Here is a 17,911-nt window from a genome sequence, read left to right on the forward strand (position 1 = left end):
CACCGTCGGTCGCCTCAGTCGTTGGAGCGCCGTACGCGGTGCCGCCCGAGCCGCATGAGGGCTAGCGTGAACGCATGAGCGGCAAGCGGGCAGAACGGTTGCGCGCACTGTTGCTGAGGGAGGGACTGCGTCTCGCTCCCGCGAAGCTGAAGGCTCCCCGCATGGCTGACCTCTCCACGTCGAGTGCAGACCACATCGGGGTCCTCTTCAGAGAGTTCGGCGGAATGGGGGTTGCGGAGCGTCTGCGGCCCGGGCCCTGGGACTTCGAGCTTGCGTCCGGCGTTGTGGTCGAGCTCGACGAACAGTCGCACTTCACTCGCTACCGAGGGAGGACCCTTCAGGACGCATTTTCGGACGGGCTGCCTTGGGCGTCGACCTACCGGGGCTTATGCCGAACACAGGAGGCGCATGCGCTTCGGCACGGCGGCTACTGGCGGAACCCCTCGACGGATGCCATGTTCGGCCCGTCCGATGCCCCAGGCACGTTCATGGGACTCGGGAGTTCCCGCTGGAAGCAGCGGGCCGTCTACGACGCAGTCAAGGATGCCGCCGCACACGACGGACTCATCCGACTCGCACGCGTCTCGATCTACGACGTCCTCGCCGGCGTGCAACTCGGACGAGTGCTGGAGGGCAACGGGGCTCTCGAGCCGGGAGTCCTCGCTGCCTGGATCGCTTCGCGCACCCTCGGAGCGCCCGGGAAGGGCAGCGCTGCCGAGCCGTCCGCTGCATCCCGCTTAGGCTGATGCCAGCGCGCACGCGGTCGTCCGAACCGCTCGAGACAAGGATCAACGATGAGTGCAGACATCGAACTGCTGAGTGACGGCAAGGGGTTGGCTGTCATGGGCTCGCCGACAGATGTCGACCGGTTCCTCGTGGATCAGGGCCTCAGTGACATGCCCGCAGAGAGACTCGACCTGTCAGGGCTCGGGCAGCTGCTCGGGTTCGGGGCATCAGCGGTGGAGGTCGCTGGACACTTCTACGCACACTCGGGCCGTTGGTTGCCGATCACGCCAGAATCCGCTCAGGCGGTCAAGGAGTTCGGACTGATGCCGACGAAGTCGCTCGGCATCAGTCACGCGATGATCGGCAAGCCCGGTGATATCCAGCAGTGGTTGCAGGTTGACAACTCCCTCCTCCTTGCAGGCGGGCCGATGCTGGTCCCCATGATCGCGACGGTGATGTCGCAGCAGGCACTGCAACGACAGATAAAGGAGCTCGAGCAGTACCTCGAGAGCATCGACGAGAAGATCGACGACATTCTCCGGTCGCAGAAGGACGCCGTGCTCGCCGAGATGATCGGCGCCGACCTGACGATCGAAGAGGCGATGACGGTGCGCCAGCGAGTCGGTCGGGTCTCCGAGGTCACGTGGTCGAAGGTGCAGGCCACGTCGATGGTGCTCGCCAAGACGCAGTCATACGCGATCCGCCAGTTGGACGGCCTGGCCGAGAAGCTCGAGAAGAAGGCCGACATCGGCGACCTCGAGAAGGCGACGCGCGAGATCGAGCCGAAGGCGCGCGAATGGCTCGCCGTGCTCGCGCGCTCGTTCCTGCTAAGCGATGGTGCGGCGATCCTGGAACTCGACCGCGTGCTCGACTCAGCGCCCGAGGAAATCGATCGACACCGGGTCGGCCTCGAGGCCGCGCGTCAGGATCGCCTTGCCCTGATGTCGCGCACCACGGCTCGCCTCCTCAAGCGCATGGACGAGACGATCACCCTCGCCAACCAGAAGGTGCTGCTGAACCCATTCGACGCCCCGGCGGCCGTCCGCTCGAGCAATCGCGTCGCTATCGGCGTGCTCGAATTCCGAGACCGGGTGGGCATCGAGTCGGACTACTCGGCAACCGATGCGAAGCGCTGGCGACAGGCGGCCGTCGAGACGCGAGACAAGGTGTTCGCTGCAGGTGCCGACGGCGCGGCTGCGGCGAAGCGGTTGGGCGACGAGTCGTTCAGCAAGGCGACCGAGCCCTTCCGGGCCGTGGACGTCGACGGCGATGGCATTCCCGACAAGCCTCGAGCCGCGGCGGCGGCGGAGGAGGCCGGAGCAGCCCTGAAGGGCGCCGCCGCCGGTGTTGCAGGTGCGTTCAGCACACTCTTCCAGCGCAAGCGCGCGGCTCCGGCGATCACCGCTGACACCGATGCGCCGCGTGAATCCGAGCGCAGACCGAAGTGAGCTGGCGTGGCGCCGGACGCTGGTCCCTGGGCGCCGAACGTCCGGCGTCACGGATACGCTCACCACGAGGCTAGGAGGAGCGCCCGTGAGCGACCGCATGGACGTCGAGGCGCAAGAGCGCGAGATTCAGCGCCGATGGCACCAGGCACACGCCGCGCGATTCGACGCCGAAGCCGACAAGCCCGAGTTGTCATGGCGCGATCGATACATGTCCCCGCACGCGGATGAGGCGCGTCCCTTCCTCGACGCGCTCCGTCGTTCTCGCGACCTGCACGCGTTCCAATCGGGAACCGCCAAGTGGGTCCGGAGCTTCAGCTCCGGCTATGCCGGCACCGCCGGGCAGATGATCATCAACCAGATCACCAAGATGTCGCCCGATCCGGACGCGTCCGTGACCGTCCTGCTCGACGCGCTGACGACGCCGGCCGATCTTCTTGACGCGATGCGGAAGATTCGCGTCCTTGCCGACCACTTGCAGCACATCCGGGTAGGCGCGCATCCCAGCCCCAAGCGCGCACCCTTCGTCGCTTCGTACTACTGGGGCCTCGACGCACCAGGCGCCTGGCCGGTGGCGTGGCCGAAGTCGACCGACTACGTGGAGTACTGCACGGGGTCGCCCGGGGACGAGGATCAGGGCGAGCGCTACGCCGAGCTCTACTCCTTCGCCATGGAGGTCGACGGCGACCCGCTGCGTTTCGAACAGGTTGCTGCCTGGTGGGCAGATGGGCGGCCAGTGGTGATGCACGAGTCACTGTGCGATCGCGCAAGACTCCGCGAAGGCGCGAACAAGCGCGCTGACGACCCTGCTCTCTACCTCGCCAACGCCCGAGCGCTAGTGGCGGCTGCGCATCACATCGGCGGCACGCTCGAAGTCGAGGTCGCAGAGGCGGCAGGTCGCACGCTCAAGGCCCAAAAGCCAGCGGTCATGTGGGATGCGGTCTGGCCGCGAGGAGACGTCTGGATCGATTGGCGAGTCCCCGGTCGCTTCGGCCTGGCCGTGCGCGTGTGGCTCAACGGACGCGGCCTCGCGATCGGCCTCCGCCCGTATCCGGACGGCGAGGCGCGGGGCACCGAACGTGCCGTCGAGGTCATCGAGGCGAGCAGGTTGCCCGGCTACGAGATCCTCGCCGGTGGCGCGTCACGGATCGGCAAGGACGTCGGCTTCGTCGGTGGTGGCTCGGGTGAGGTGGTCTATGCGCGCTGGTTCGACCGCGCAGCGCTGCAGGCACTGGACTTCAGGGCGGAGGTGCTCCAGACCGCGCGGGACGTGGCTCCCCTGATCGCTTCCTTGAACGGCGACGTCCCGAGCAACCAGGAGCACGATGCGCTCGCCGACGCTGCGGCCGAGTTCAAGGCAACGACCGGCTACCCCACGCCTGGACATGACCAGGACAACGCCGACCGGAGGGATTTCGCCAAGCTGCTCGACCCCGATGAGCTCGAGATTGTCGATCGAGCCGAGCTCCGTCGCATCTGGAACACCGGGCGCTACGGCGGCACCGGGCCGATGTCGAGCCTCAACACCAGCCTGCGGGACGCCGATGAGGCCGAATACCACCGGATCATCCAGACCTTCTCCTACCTGTGTTGGGGCGCGGACGCGCCCGCGACTCGCATAGATCGAGTCCTCGAGGAGGAAGACCTCCGAGTCAAGGGGTTCGGGGAGTCGGTCATCATGAAGATGCTGGCCATCACGCAACCCGAGCAGTTCATCACCGTGTACCCGTACACGGGGCCGAAGGGCAAGCTCCGTATGCTAAAGCTCCTCGGCATCCCGGCTCCCACCGCATCTTCGCGAGGCGAGCTGCAGGTCGCCTCGAATGACGCCCTTCGGGCACGGCTCGATCGCTTCTTCCCGGGCGATGCGCTGGGGGTCGGCGCGTTCCTCTATTGGTACGCGGAGCGCGACGAGCTGCCCGTTGTCCAGCCGGTCCTCGATCCACTCGACGACCTGGCCGAGGAACTTCTCGTCGACCGGTCGTTCCTCGACGACGTCGTGGCGCTGTTGGAGGACAAGAAGCAGATTGTGCTCTACGGTCCGCCCGGCACGGGCAAGACGTACTTCGCCCGCAAGCTCGCGGAGGTCTTGGTTCCCGACGCCGCGCGTCGGCCGATCGTCCAGTTCCACCCGTCGACGTCGTACGAAGACTTCTTTGAGGGTTACCGTCCGGAAACGGACGCCGAAGGCGTGATGACCTACCGCTTGCAGCGAGGCCCCCTCGCAGACCTCGCTGCTCGCGCTAGCGACGCACCTGGCCGTCGCCACCTGATGATCATCGACGAGATCAATCGGGCCAATCTGCCGAAGGTGCTCGGGGAGATGCTGTTCCTGTTCGAGTATCGCAACACCCCGGTGCGCACGCTGTACCGGCCCGACGACCCCTTCGAACTGTCGAAGGACATCTGGTTCATCGGAACCATGAACACGGCTGACCGTTCGATCGCGCTGGTCGACGCCGCGCTGCGGCGTCGGTTTCACTTCATCCCGTTCTTCCCGAATCACGGGCCGATGGCTGGACTGCTCGATCGGTGGCTCGAGCGCCAAGGCGAGCCAGCGTGGGTGGGCGAAATCGTAGCCCAGGTCAACGACGAGCTCGAGCAGGAACTCGGCGGCCCGCATCTGCAGCTCGGTCCTAGTCACTTCATGAAGCGAGGTCTCGACAAGGGGGTGCTTCGTCGCATCTGGGAGTACGACATCGAGCCCTTCATCGAGGACCAGTTCTTCGGCGACCCGGCCCGCATCGCCCGATTCCGGTTCACGCAGGTCTGGGCGCGCTTCAGCGAGCTCGCTGCGGAGTCGATCGGTGAGGACACGGTCCTCGACCAGGCGGCCGGTCTCGAGACGGTGGGCTGACGATCTTGCCGGTGCTCCTCGAGTACGGCTCGATCGACCTGGACCTGACACGTGGCCAGGCCGAGGTTGTCCAGCGGACGGGCTTCGTCGACGTTCGCCCCCTCACGGGTGGTCGCTGGCGCCTGACCGCCAAGTCGTACGTGGGCTCACTGGTCGCAGACGGGATCGAGCTCCTCATCCGGCCCAAGATCAACCCTGAGAACCTGTTCCTACTGCTCGAGCCCGGTCTGCCTCCCGCGGCTTGGCGGCAGGAGGCTTTCGACTACGACACCTCCTCCGACTTGCTGCCTTCCGTCATCGCGTTTTTCGCGCGAACCGTCGAGACCACGCTCGGCCGAGGCGTCCTGCGGTCGTACCAGGCCCGTCAGGAGTCCTTGGTCGCGCTGCGCGGTCGAGTGGACGTGGTTGGGCAGGTGAACCGCGCGGGTGTGCTCACCCCTGTGGCTTGCATGTACGACGAGTTCTCGGACGACATTTTCGAGAACAGGGTGCTCAAGGCCGCCATTCGTCTGGCGCTCCGAGTGCCCCGTGTGGATGCGGTCGATCGGCGCCGCTTGATGCGGCAGCTGGTGGCGCTCGAGAGCGTGGCGGATGCGGCGGTCCGGCTTGAGGCAGTCGATGCCGTGCCGATGACGCGATTGAACCAGCACTACGCACCGGCCCTCGGGTTGGCCCGACTGGTGCTCGCGAACCTCACGTTGACGGACGTTCGAGGGGGGACGCCCGCGTCGTCGTTCATGGTGGACATGAACGACTTGTTCCAGCGCTTCGTGACGGAGCGCCTACGCCGAGCGCTCCGAGGCAGGCTCGAGGTCGTCGATGAGCCTACAGTGCATCTTGGGCTCGGGAACCGGGTGGCGATGCAGCCCGACCTGGTGTTCCGCGACACGGCGGGTGCGGTGCGGTTCGTCGGAGACGTCAAGTACAAGCTGGCCGACGACGCTCGCGGGCGAAGCGACGACTACTACCAGCTGCTGGCGTACACCACCGCGATGGACCTGCCCGAGGGCATGCTGATCTACTGCCGACGAGCTGACGGCCGCAACCAGAGCACAGTGACCGTCAAGCACTCGGGCAAGAGGCTCGTCGCTCGCGCGATCGACCTGAGCGGTTCGCCGGCGGAGGTGGAGCACGAGATCCTGCTGCTCGCTGGGGCGATCGCTGAGGCGTCGGCGCGCTGACAGGGCATGTCGACCCTTTCCGGCCGCCGAGTCGATTCAGGCGTGCAGCTCGACGTAACCGAGCCGGTGCCAGTGCTCGAAGCGCTCGCGCAGCTCGCGGTCGACGCGCTCTACCGCATCCACGGGAAGCGTGCAGGGTCCGCGGCCACCGCCCTGCGTCACGCCCGACGGTTCACCCTCAGGCCAGCGCAGCTCCATCGGGAAGCCCCGACGCGAATCGAGCCCGATGAAGTGCTCGGTGCCGTCCTTGCAGATGAACTTGACGCGGACGCGGAAGCGCTGACCGGGCGCCGCGTTTTCCTCTCGATGCAGCAGCATGGTCGTCAATCGAGCGTGACGAAGCCCTGGGCGCCGCCGATCATGCCGACTTCGACGCGCAGGAGCCCATCGGCGATGCCCTCGGAGGGCACCATCAGGTACTCGTTGAATGACGCTGAGCCACCGCTGTAGAGCTCCTGCATCTGGTTGTCATCGGGCACGGCGACCGATGCGTCCCAGGCCTCGTACGTCTCACCCGAGGCCGCGACGTATGCGACCTGGATCTCCATCGTGCTGGCCGACTCGTCGCCGACGTACGTGACCGAGAGAGGCACCTGGATGTACTGGAAGCCCGGCTCCGGCGGGTCGTTGAACATGTTGCCGTCGGCGACGACCGCGTTCGCGTCGAGGTTCGTCGCGCCGACGACGAGCTCCCACTCGTCGGTGACGAGCTCGTCGCCCGCACGCCACGGGTTGTCGCGGGTGCCCTGCTCAGCCGCCGCGGCCGCCGCCGCCGCGCTGGAGGTAGTCGGCTCGGCCGCAGCCGGCTCAGCGGCCGCCTCTTCGGTTTCTGCCGAAGGGGCGCTGTCGGCAGGCGTGGAAGCGGCAAGCGAGTTGGGCGGCATGAAGCATGCGCTCAGGCCGAGGCTTGCGATCAGCGCGGCACTGAGTGCGGCGCTGCGGGTGAGGGTCGAGTTCATCGGATGCTCCTCTCGATCGACCTTCATGCGTCGCGGGTTGCGACCTGACGAGCATGGAGCCGATTTGCGACCGCCGCACCGATTGAGGCTGATAAGCCGCCTTATCGAGTACGCGCGGCCGAAACTGCGGAATGCTACGTATGCTGAACGCGATGGAAGGGAACCCCGTGACCACGATCGGCATGCAGGGCATCGCGCGGCTCGCTCGCGTGCAGCGCCCCGTCGTCTCGATGTGGCGCAGCCGCTCGCGATCCGCTGACGATCCGTTCCCGGCGCCGATCAACCACGATCCCCAGCGTCCGACGTTCGATGCGGCAGAGGTAGCGGCGTGGCTCGTGCGCACGGGGCGCGGCAACAACCCGGAGGCGCCGCTCGACGCCGCGGCCTACGCCACGCCCGCCGGTGGCGGTGCCGACTCGAGCGCGTCACTGGCGGCGCTGATGACGCTACGCGAGCTGCACGGAGCACCCATCGCGGCGCTGGACGCCGCCGAGCTGCGGCGCTTCGCCCTCGAGATCGATCCTCACGACGCGATGCTGCGCGCCGAGATCATTGCCTGCGCCGATGACCTGTCGCAGCTCGCACGTCACGTCGACGCAGCGGTCGATGCCGACTACACGACGATCGCGGCCCTCTCCCGTCTGCTGGATGCATCCGACACCGACCGCGCGCTCGCGTTGACCGAGCCGGCGCTCGATCTCATCGAAGCGGTGGCTCGGGGCATGGTTGCGTCGGCCCTCGAAGGCGGCGGCGCCGCTCCGACGCTGGTGCTGCCCGTCGCAGTCACTGGCCCGCTCATGCGGCGCCTGGCCACCGCTGCCGACCGCGAGGTGGACATCGCGGTGCGCGGCTCGGCCGACGGCGAGGCGCGGGCGCTGAGGCGCATGATCGCCGTGTCCGGCCAGGCGAGTGGCACGAGGTCGCTCGCCGACGAGCCAGGCGGCGAGCCCGCGCTGCACATCGTGCAGCTGCCGGCTGCCGGCGACGTCGACGCCGTGCGAAGCCTGACCGAGATCGACGACGTCGCGCTCTCGATGACCGACGGCCAGCACGCGCTCGTCATCGGGCCGGCATCGCTGTTGATCGAGTCGCTCACCGGCGATGCCGATCGGCTACGCGCGAGCATCCTTCGCCTCGGTCGACTGCGCGCGATCGTGCGCCTGCCGCGCGGATCCGCACCGGGAGCGCCGCGCGCGCACCTGGCGATCTGGGTGCTGGGCTCGCCGCAGCACGACGTGCCGGTGGCCGACCGCTCGGTCGTGACTATGGACCTCGACGGCCTCGAGCTGAGCCCCGAGGTGCGCCACGATGCGGTGTTCGACGTGCTGAGCAGCCTCGGCGACCGCCACGAGCGCCATCTGCGCGCCTTCCGATTCGGCCGGCCGATGCCGCTGCGCACCCTGCTCGCGCTCGGCGGCCGGCTCGTGCCGACCAGGCTCGCACGCATGGGCGTCGCCAACGACGCCGAGCTCGTCTCGCGCTTCTTCGACGCGCGCAGCCGCCTCGAAGCGGACGGCCAGCGGCTGCCCGCCATCGCTACCCGCGAACGGGCGGCCGCGCCGCTCCCGGCCGCCGCGCTCGGCGACCTCGTGCGCGACCGGGAGATCCGGCGTATCCCGGGCACGCGCATCCCCGCCGACATCTTCACCGACAACCCGCAACGCGGCTTCCGCGTCGTCTCGCCGAGCGAGCTGCACGGCCCTCGCCAGAGCCGCTACGTCGACCGACTGCAGTTCGCGCAGCTCGGCCGCAGCGCCCGGCTCTCCGAACCCGGCGACGTCATCGTGGTCGGTGGTGAGCGCCCGGCGGCGATGCTCGACCACTACGGCGCGCTCGTCGTCGAGGCGCCCGCGGCGATCCTGCGCGTCGACCGGGCGGCGCATGCGTCCCTCGATCCGGCGCTGCTAGAGCACGACATCGAGCGGTTCGCGCACGGCGACTGGCAGACCTGGCCGGTGCGACGGCTCGCCCCGGGCGCGCACCAGGCGATGCACGAGTCGCTCGTCGACATCGTCGACCGCATGGGTCTGCTGCACCAGCAGCTCGCGCGGCTCGAGGAGTACGAGCGGGCGCTCGTGGATGGATTCGTCGCCGACGTGCTCGCCCCTTCGAGTGAGCAGGCTGACGAGCAGACCGAAGAAGGAGCTCACTAGGTGGCACGCAAGGCAACGGTCGAGGCAGCACCCTCGACGATGAAGGAGCTCAAGGACACGCTGTGGAAGGCGGCCGACAAGCTGCGCGGGTCGATGGATGCGTCGCAGTACAAGGACGTCGTGCTCGGCCTCGTCTTCCTCAAGTACGTGTCGGATGCCTTCGAGGAGCGCCGCGGGAAGATCCGGTCGGAGCTCGAGGCGGATGGGCTCGACGAGGGGCAGATCGCGCAACTGATCGACGATGTCGACGAATACGTCGGGCACGGCGTCTTCTGGGTGCCCGAGCACGCGCGCTGGTCGTTCCTCGCCGCCAGCGCGAAGGGCGCCGAGGGCACCGAGGCTGAGGGCCGCAAGTCGGCCGGGCAGCTGATCGACGACGCCATGAAGGCACTCATGGACGAGAACCCGCCGCTCGCCGGCACGCTCCCCCGCGCCTTCAACCGCGACAGCGTCGACCAGCGTCGCCTGGGCGAGTTGATCGGCCTGCTCGACAACGCGCGCTTCTCGGGGGCGGGAGCCAAGCGGGCGCGCGACCTGCTGGGCGAGGTCTACGAATACTTCCTCGAGAAGTTCGCCGCCGCCGAGGGCAAGCGAGGGGGCGAGTTCTACACGCCCGCTGGTGTCGTGCGCGTGCTCGTCGAACTGCTCGAGCCGAAGAGCGGCCGCGTTTACGACCCGTGCTGCGGCTCGGGCGGCATGTTCGTGCAGGCCGAGAAGTTCCTCGAGGCGCACCACCGCGAGGGCAGCGACATCGCCGTGTACGGGCAGGAGCTCAACGAGCGCACGTGGCGCATGGCGCGCATGAACCTCGCGATCCACGGCCTGCAGGGCAACCTCGGCTCGTCGTGGGGCGACACGTTCGCGCGCGACCTGCACCCGGGCCTCGAGGCCGACGTGATCATGGCGAACCCGCCGTTCAACATCAAGGACTGGTCGCGCAAGGAGGACGACTCGCGCTGGCGCTTCGGCTTACCGCCCGCGGGCAACGCGAACTACGCCTGGATCCAGCACATCCTCTCGAAGCTCACCCCCGACGGCCGCGCCGGCGTCGTGATGGCGAACGGCTCGATGTCGTCGAACTCGGGCGGCGAGGGCAAGATCCGCGCCGAGATCGTCGAGGCCGATCTGGTCTCCTGCATGGTCGCGTTGCCCGGCCAGCTCTTCCGCTCGACGGCCATCCCGGTCTGCGTCTGGTTCTTCGCGAAGGACAAGTCGGCAGGCAAGAACGGCTCGATCGACCGCACCGGTCAGGTGCTCTTCATCGACGCGCGCAACCTCGGCTACATGGTCGACCGCGCCGAGCGCGCCCTGAGCGACGACGACATCGCTCGCATCGCCGACACCTTCCACGCCTGGCGCGGCACCGAGTCGGCACCCCATGCCCCCTACGAGGACGTCGCGGGCTTCTCCTACTCCGCGACGCTGGCCGAGATCAGGGACGCCGACTACGCCCTCACCCCCGGCCGCTACGTCGGCAGCCCCGAGGCCGAGGCCGACGGCGAGCCCATCGAGCAGAAGCTCGAGCGCCTTACGGCGCAGGTCCTGGCGCAAATGGACGAGGCCCACCGCCTCGCCGCGGTAGTGCGCGAACAGCTCGGGAGGGTGTCGTGAGGCTGGGTGAGGCCATCGAAGTGCGCCACGGATACGCCTTTCCTGGAACGGGGTTCGGCGAGGATCCCCACGCCGACCAAGTCCTGACGCCCGGCAACTTTGGAACGGACGGCGCCTTCCGCGACGGTAAGCCCAAGTCGTTCGCGGGCGACTACCCAGCCGAGTTCTTGCTCGAGAACGGGGAAGTCGTCGTGACCATGACCGACCTCAGTAAGAACGCAGACACCTTGGGCTTCGCCGTTCGGCTCCCCAGGCACCGCCGCTTCCTTCACAATCAGCGCATCGGCCTCCTCGTGGAGCGCATACCCGGCGTGATTGACCTGCGGTATCTCACGTACCTCACGCGCACCGCGTCTTATCGTCGCTACATCATTGGAACGGCCAGCGGAAGTACTGTTCGCCACACGAGTCCCAAGCGGATCGAGGCTTACGCGGTACAGCTCCCGCCGCTCCCCGAGCAGCAGGGGATCGCCGAGGTACTGGGCGCGCTCGACGAAAAGATCGTCGCCAATGCGAAGCTGGTCGCAACGTGCGACCGGCTCGCGGAGGTGAAGACAATGGCGGCCGTGGACCCTTCCACGCGAGTGCCGCTCACGGAGCTCGCCGCTATCACGATGGGTTCTTCGCCTCGTGGCGAGTTCTTGAACGAAGAGGGCACCGGAACCGTCTTCTATCAAGGTGTGCGGGACTTCGGCATCCGGACGCCTACCCCACGGGTTTGGACGGAATCGGTCACGAGATGGGCGCAGGCGGGCGACACGCTCCTTAGCGTCCGCGCCCCCGTGGGCCGGGTGAACGTCGCAGACGGTGCCGTGTGCATCGGGCGCGGGCTTGCGTCCGTCCGGAGTGCTACGTCCGCGCCTTGGACGCTCTTCAATCTCCTGAAGGCTCACCCCGAGCTGTGGGTTCCTTTTGATGCGGAAGGCACCATCTTCAGCTCAATCAACCGCGCTGCACTCGAGGAGCTTGCAGTTTCGACTGTGCCTTCAGCCAGCGCGGCCGGTTTGGAAGACGAGCTCACGGCCATCGAGTTGCTCATCGCAGCGCACGACCGAGAATCCAACCGCCTCGCCGCCTTACGCGATGCACTGCTGCCTGAACTGATGTCTGGCAGGCTTCGGGTCAAGGACGCTGAGCGGGCAGTCGAGGAGGTGCTGTGAGATGGCGCTGATCTCGGAGGCCACGTGGGAGGAGATCGCGCTCGAGACGCTCGCGGAGCCGCTCGGATGGCTGCCCAAGCACGGCACCGATATCGCGCCGGGCACTGACGAGCGCGAGCGGTGGGACGACCCGCTCATCCGGCCCCGACTGCTCGCGGCGATGCAGCGCCTCAACCCGCACGTGCCGCCGCAGCACCTCGCGCAGGCGCTCGGCGAGATCGCGCAGCCGACGAGCCAGGATGCGATCACCGAGAACCACCGCATCCACGACATCCTCGTCGACGGCTACCGCTTGACCTACATCGACGAGGAGGGCGTCGAGCAGCACCCGACGATCCGGGTGCTGAGCGAGCGGCCGGAGGAGAACGACTGGCTCGCCGTCAACCAGGTGACGGTGCGCGATCGCGAGCACCACCGGCGCTTCGACGTCGTGCTCTTCGTCAACGGCATGCCGCTGGGCATCGTCGAGCTCAAGCGCTCGAGCGCCGACGACCAGACGGCCGCCGCCCACGCGCAGGCGCAGACGTACGTGCGCGAGCTGCCGATGGCGTTCCGCTTCACGGTCTTCGTGATCTTCAGCAACGGGCAGACAGCGAAGTACGGCACGCCGTTCACGCCGCTCAACCACATCGCGCCCTGGAACGTCGACGAGGACGGCAGTCCCGCCGAGTACGGCACGCCGGGTGCTCCCGACACCGGCCTCGAGCAGGTGCTCGACGGGCTCGGCAACCAGGAGCGGTTCCTGCAGCTCGTGCGCCACTACACCGCCTTCGACGGCGGCGACGAGGGACTCGCCAAGCGCATCGCCAAGCCGCACCAGTACTTTGCAGTGACGAAAGCGGTCGCCGCCACCATTGAGGCGGTGCGCTCGAACGGCAAGGCCGGCGTCGTCTGGCATACGCAGGGCTCCGGCAAGTCGATGGAGATGGAGCTCTACTCGGCGCTCATCGCCCGGAAGCCGCAGCTCGGCAACCCGACGATCGTCGTCATCACCGACCGCAACGAGCTCGATTCGCAGCTCTTCGACGGCTTCGCGCGCAGCCTGCTGCTGCCCGAGCGGCCGCAGCGCATCGGGTCGCGGCAAGCCCTGCGCGACGCGCTCGAGGGACGATCCACCGGCGGCATCCTCTTCACGACCCTGCAGAAGTTCGCACCCACGCGGGCCGAGCGCGATGCCGGCCTCGCGCATCCGCTGCTCTCGGAGCGCCGGAACATCGTCGTCGTGGTCGACGAGGCGCACCGCAGCCACTACGACGACCTCGACGGCTACGCGCGGCACCTGCGCGACGCGTTGCCGAACGCGACGCTCATCGCCTTCACCGGCACGCCCATCTCGTTCGCCGAGCGCAACACCCGCGAAGTTTTCGGCGACTACATCGACATCTACGACCTCACGCGCGCGGTCGACGACGGCGCGACCGTGCCGGTCTCGTTCGAGCCGCGACTCATCGCGGTCGAACGCGAGCTGAGCGAGGAGCAGATCAACGCGGCCGCCGACGAGGCGACCATTGGGCTCGATGAGGCCGAGCGGGCGAAGCTCGAGGCCTCCGTCGCCGTCCTCAACGCCGTCTACGGCGCACCCGAGCGGCTGCGGGCGCTCGCCGCCGACATCGTCGAGCACTGGGAACGGCGCCGCGCCGCCATGACGCCGTTCATCGGCACGCACGGCAAGGCGCTCATTGTCGGCGCCACGCGCGACATCTGCGCGCGGCTCTATGCCGAGATCGTCGCGCTGCGGCCGGAGTGGCATGCAGATGCCGACTCGGCCGGCGTCATCAAGGTCGTCTACTCGGGCACACCGGCCGACCCTCAGCCGATCAGCGACCATGTGCGGCGCGACAGTCAGAACGCGGCGATCAAGGAGCGGCTGAAGGACGTCGACGACGAGCTCGAGCTCGTGATCGTCAAGGACATGATGCTCACCGGCTTCGACGCGCCGCCGCTCCACACGCTCTACCTCGACCGGCCGCTGAAGGGCGCGCTGCTCATGCAGACGCTCGCACGGGTGAACCGCACGTTCCGCGGCAAGCGGGACGGCCTGCTCGTCTCGTATGCGCCGCTGGTGGAGAACCTCTCGAAGGCCCTCGCCGAGTACACGCAGACCGACCAGGTGGAGCGGCCCGTCGGCCGTGAGATCGACGAGGCCGCGGTCGTTGCGCGCACGATGGTCGACGAGCTGCGGCCGCTGCTCGGCGGGTACGACTGGCGCGGCGAGCTCGCCCGGCGCGACCCGCGCTCGATGGTGCGCGCCGTGACCGGCGCGGCCAACCACATCCGTGATGCCGCAGACCCGGCGAACGCTCCCGAGCTCGAGCAGGAGACTCGCGTGGCGACGTTCCGGCGGCTCACGGGGCAGCTGGCTCGTGCATGGGCGCTGGCGGGCGGCATGGCGACGCTCGCGGAGCTCAAGCAGGAGATCCGCTTCTACGAGGAGGTGCGGATCCTCGTCGCGAAGTTCGACGCCCGTGAGCGGCAGGCTCGCGGTGAGCCGGTGCCCGCCGACATCGCACGCCTGCTCGGCGACCTCGTCGCGAAGGCGACCGGCACCGGTGACATCGTCGACATCTACGAGGCGGCCGGCATCCCGAGACCGTCGCTGCACGAACTGCACCCCGAGTTCATCGCGAAGGCGCAGGCTGCGCCCAACCCGCAGCTCGCGATCGAAGCCTTGCGCGCGATGCTCATCGATGAGTCGAAGCGCACCTCGGCCTCGAACCTGGTGCGGCAGCGGGCCTTCTCGGAGCGGATCGCCGAGGTGATGAACCGCTACACGAACCAGCAGCTGACGTCGGCCGAGGTGATCGCCGAGCTCGTCGAGCTCGCGAAGGAGATCGCCGCCGACGCCGACCGGGGGAACCGCTTCTCGCCGCCTCTGAACGACGACGAACTGGCGTTCTTCGACGCGGTCGCGCAGAACGAGTCGGCCGTCGAGGTGCAGGGCGAGGGCGTGTTGGCCGACATCGCGCGAGAGCTGGTCGCGGTCATGCGGCGCGACGTGCGCACGGACTGGACGGTGCGCGACGACGTGCGGGCGAAGCTGCGCTCGTCGATCAAGCGGCTGCTCGTCAAGCACGGGTATCCGCCGGACAGACAGCCCGAGGCGATCCGCCTGGTCATGGATCAGATGGAGTCCATGGCGCCTCGGTACTCGAATCGGAGATCGCGTTGAACAAGCAAGGCCCTACTCCAGCGCTATTTGCGGGGCCGCGCGTCACCGCCCCGACTCTCGGCGTGCCCGTCGAGGAGCTTCGCAGCCGTCTTCTTGGGACCGCGCCTGAGATCCAGACGATAGCGAGTCGACTCGGACTGGATCTGACTAAGGAACTCCAACGCTGGGTCAATATGACCTCGCTGAACGACGTGACCGCCTGGGTCTCGGACGATGCAAGTCGCGACGACCTGATGGGAGCCTGGCTGCGGATGAAGGGAACCCGCCCGGGGCTCCTCGCGGCCGTCACTTGCGAGATCAGACTGTCCCGTGAAGCCTCGTGGCTCGGGCCTTTTAGTACGTTCAGGTTGGATCTTGTGAAAACGATCCAACGTGTTCGCGAAGACGTGGCTCGCGCCGCGTCCTGGATTCCCGACGACGACTGGGGCCAACGGACCAGCACGTCTCGCCGTATGGCGCTGGCGGCCGCGTACTTCGCGCAGCTCGCCCAGGACGCAGCACAGGAGGCAGATGTCGAGCGCGAGAATCGACTGCTACGCGGATGGGCTCGCGCGACCGTCCTCTCAGCACGATACGCGCTTGCAGACCAGCACCTATTGAATGAAGTTCGCATCGCATCTCAGGCCTGGCAGGACCTAGATCCGCGCGAGTCGGCTCTGGTCCTCGAGAACCTCCTCTACCTCTATGACGTGTTTGATGACCATAGGGCGCTGCGAGACGCGGTCGACGCGAAATTCGACCAAGATGCGCCTGCGATTCTGCTACTCCGCGCCGAAGCCTGGATCAAGTTGTCTGCCACCGCCTCTGCGGCGGCTGCGGAGAAGTTTCTCGACAAGGCGTTGACTCTCTTGGGCCGAGTCGAGAAAGAAGGGACTGAGCTGTCGGACGCTGACTTCGCGGCTCTCGAGTGTTGGACGGAGATCGCGAACGCATATTCTGGCAGGCGGCGACAAGGGTTGAGAACCAGACCGCTGAAGGGCCTTCGATTTCCTTGGGGTTTTCGAACCCCCGGGTTTTCCGCGCCCGCGGCGCTGGAGGACGTGGGACATTATGGGCTCTTCGCCGTTGAGTGTGGGTCATGCGAATAGTCCGCCGAATTCTCCGAGCGCGAAGCCGCACGTCTGCGACTGCCCGCCGAGGAGCGGCGCCGGCTCGAGGCCGAGGAGCGCATCGCAGCAGCGCCGATCGAGCCACCCGGATCCGCCTGGGGTGACCGCGAGCCCGAGCCCGAGGATCCACCTCATCCGTTCTAGCGTTCGGTCGCGGTGCGCCGCCGTGCTTCACCCACGCACGATCACCAGGGGACGAGGTCGCGGGAGAAGGCTTCGAGCGCCATGTGTGACGAAGCATGACCGGCCGCCTTCCGCCTGCGCGAGCCGCGTCGATAGCGTCCGAAGCACACGACCTGGAGGACTCATGACCCGCATCGACGTCTCGCACGCCGGCAGCCTGCCGCGCACCCCTGAGCTGATCGCCGCGAACGCCGCTCGCGCCTTCGCCGACGACGGCCTGACGCTGCAGCGCACGCCAGAGTTCGAAGCGCTGCTCACCGAGGCGGTCACCGACCTCGTGCGCCGGCAGCGCGACCTCGGCATCACGATCATCGGCGACGGCGAGTACGGCAAGGCCATGTCGAGCTCGCTCGACTACGCCGCCTGGTGGACGTACGCCTTCCAGCGCGTCGCAGGCCTCGAGGTCACCGGCGAGGACATCTTCACCGAGCCAGTGCAGCGCTCGGCCCCCGGAGACGTGCGGCTGACCTCCTTCCCCGACCGTCGCGACTGGGTGCGCTTCGCCGACGCCTACCAGGACCCCGAGAACCCGGTGCTGGTGCAGAAGCCGGCGACCGCGTTCCCCGCCACCACCGGGCCGCTGCGCTACATCGGCCAGGAGGCGATCGCGACCGACATCGCCAACCTCACCGCGGGCCTGCAGTCGGCGCGCGTCGAGCACGGCTTCCTGACGGCCCTCTCGCCCGGCTCCGCCGCCCGCATCGCGAACCGCCACTACGCGACCGAGGAGGAGCACATCTGGGCGTGGGCCGACGTGCTGCGCGAGGAGTACAAGGCCATCACCGACGCAGGCCTCATCGTGCAGATCGACGACCCGTCGCTGGCCGAGAACTTCGACCAGATCAACCCCGAGCCCTCCATCGAGGACTACCTGGCGTTCACGCGCATCCGCGTCGAAGCACTGAACCACGCGATCCGCGGCCTGCCCGAGGAGCTCGTGCGCCTGCACCTGTGCTGGGGCTCCTGGCACGGCCCGCACACCACCGACGTGGCCTTCGCCGACATCGCGCCGCTCGTGCTCGAGGTGAACGCCGGCAGCTACTCGTTCGAGGCGGCCAACGCCCGTCACGAGCACGAGTGGCGGGTGTGGGAGCAGGTCGAGCTTCCCGCAGACAAGCGCATCGCTCCCGGCGTCATCGGCCACGCGACCAACGTCGTCGAGCACCCCGAGCTCGTCGCCGACCGCATCGAGCGGTTCGCCCGCATCGTCGGACCGGAGCGCGTGATCGCGTCGACCGACTGCGGACTGGGCGGACGCATCCACCCCTCCATCGCGGTCGCGAAGCTCGAGTCGCTCGGGCAGGGCGCGCGCCTCGCCGAGCAGCGCCTCGGCGCACCGGTATCGATCGTCTGATCGG

The 17,911-nt window shown here is 68.0% G+C and carries 12 protein-coding genes; 10 read left to right on the plus strand and 2 right to left on the minus strand.

What is annotated here, in order from left to right:
- Positions 1 to 74: 74 nt before the first annotated feature.
- The 4 genes from Q9250_RS11020 (at position 75) to Q9250_RS11035 (ending at position 6,209) form a co-directional block, all read left to right on the plus strand.
- Positions 75 to 746, plus strand: a complete 672-nt coding sequence (locus Q9250_RS11020; RefSeq protein ID WP_306231927.1) for a DUF7255 family protein — start codon at positions 75 to 77, stop codon at positions 744 to 746.
- Between the two features lie 48 nt (positions 747 to 794).
- A complete protein-coding gene (locus Q9250_RS11025) occupies positions 795 to 2,174 on the plus strand; it encodes a hypothetical protein (RefSeq protein WP_306231928.1) in 1,380 nt (459 codons plus the stop codon).
- 85 nt (positions 2,175 to 2,259) lie between these two features.
- Positions 2,260 to 5,028 carry an AAA family ATPase gene (locus Q9250_RS11030; RefSeq protein ID WP_306231929.1) on the plus strand — a complete coding sequence of 923 codons (2,769 nt, stop codon included), beginning with the start codon at positions 2,260 to 2,262 and terminating at the stop codon, positions 5,026 to 5,028.
- Between the two features lie 11 nt (positions 5,029 to 5,039).
- Positions 5,040 to 6,209, plus strand: coding sequence for an McrC family protein (locus tag Q9250_RS11035; protein ID WP_306231930.1), 1,170 nt, complete (start codon positions 5,040 to 5,042; stop codon positions 6,207 to 6,209).
- 36 nt (positions 6,210 to 6,245) lie between these two features.
- Here Q9250_RS11035 and Q9250_RS11040 read toward each other — a convergent pair whose 3' ends face one another.
- Together Q9250_RS11040 and Q9250_RS11045 are read right to left on the minus strand one after the other, a co-directional pair.
- Entirely contained in the window at positions 6,246 to 6,536 is a 291-nt protein-coding gene (locus Q9250_RS11040) for a hypothetical protein (protein WP_306231931.1), read from the minus strand.
- On the minus strand, positions 6,533 to 7,168 hold the full coding sequence (locus Q9250_RS11045) for a hypothetical protein (RefSeq protein ID WP_306231932.1): 636 nt from the start codon (positions 7,166 to 7,168) through the stop codon (positions 6,533 to 6,535). The genes Q9250_RS11040 and Q9250_RS11045 overlap by 4 nt, the downstream gene beginning before the upstream one ends.
- A gap of 152 nt (positions 7,169 to 7,320) precedes the next feature.
- Between Q9250_RS11045 and Q9250_RS11050 the strand changes: the two genes are divergently transcribed.
- The 6 genes from Q9250_RS11050 (at position 7,321) to Q9250_RS11075 (ending at position 17,907) form a co-directional block, all read left to right on the plus strand.
- Positions 7,321 to 9,321, plus strand: a complete 2,001-nt coding sequence (locus Q9250_RS11050; RefSeq protein ID WP_306231933.1) for a hypothetical protein — start codon at positions 7,321 to 7,323, stop codon at positions 9,319 to 9,321.
- A 39-nt stretch (positions 9,322 to 9,360) separates the two neighbouring features.
- The gene (locus Q9250_RS11055) at positions 9,361 to 10,932 is read left to right on the plus strand and encodes a class I SAM-dependent DNA methyltransferase (RefSeq protein WP_306233986.1); all 1,572 of its coding nucleotides are present in this window, start codon (positions 9,361 to 9,363) and stop codon (positions 10,930 to 10,932) included.
- Entirely contained in the window at positions 10,929 to 12,092 is a 1,164-nt protein-coding gene (locus Q9250_RS11060) for a restriction endonuclease subunit S (protein ID WP_306231934.1), read from the plus strand. The genes Q9250_RS11055 and Q9250_RS11060 overlap by 4 nt, the downstream gene beginning before the upstream one ends.
- Before the next feature lies 1 nt (position 12,093).
- A complete protein-coding gene (locus Q9250_RS11065) occupies positions 12,094 to 15,261 on the plus strand; it encodes a type I restriction endonuclease subunit R (RefSeq protein ID WP_306231935.1) in 3,168 nt (1,055 codons plus the stop codon).
- A 62-nt stretch (positions 15,262 to 15,323) separates the two neighbouring features.
- On the plus strand, positions 15,324 to 16,349 hold the full coding sequence (locus Q9250_RS11070) for a hypothetical protein (protein WP_306231936.1): 1,026 nt from the start codon (positions 15,324 to 15,326) through the stop codon (positions 16,347 to 16,349).
- A gap of 328 nt (positions 16,350 to 16,677) precedes the next feature.
- Positions 16,678 to 17,907, plus strand: coding sequence for a cobalamin-independent methionine synthase II family protein (locus Q9250_RS11075; RefSeq protein ID WP_306231937.1), 1,230 nt, complete (start codon positions 16,678 to 16,680; stop codon positions 17,905 to 17,907).
- Positions 17,908 to 17,911 lie beyond the last annotated feature (4 nt).

Origin of the sequence: Agrococcus beijingensis (genome assembly GCF_030758955.1) — a bacterium.
Taxonomy (GTDB): domain Bacteria; phylum Actinomycetota; class Actinomycetes; order Actinomycetales; family Microbacteriaceae; genus Agrococcus; species Agrococcus beijingensis.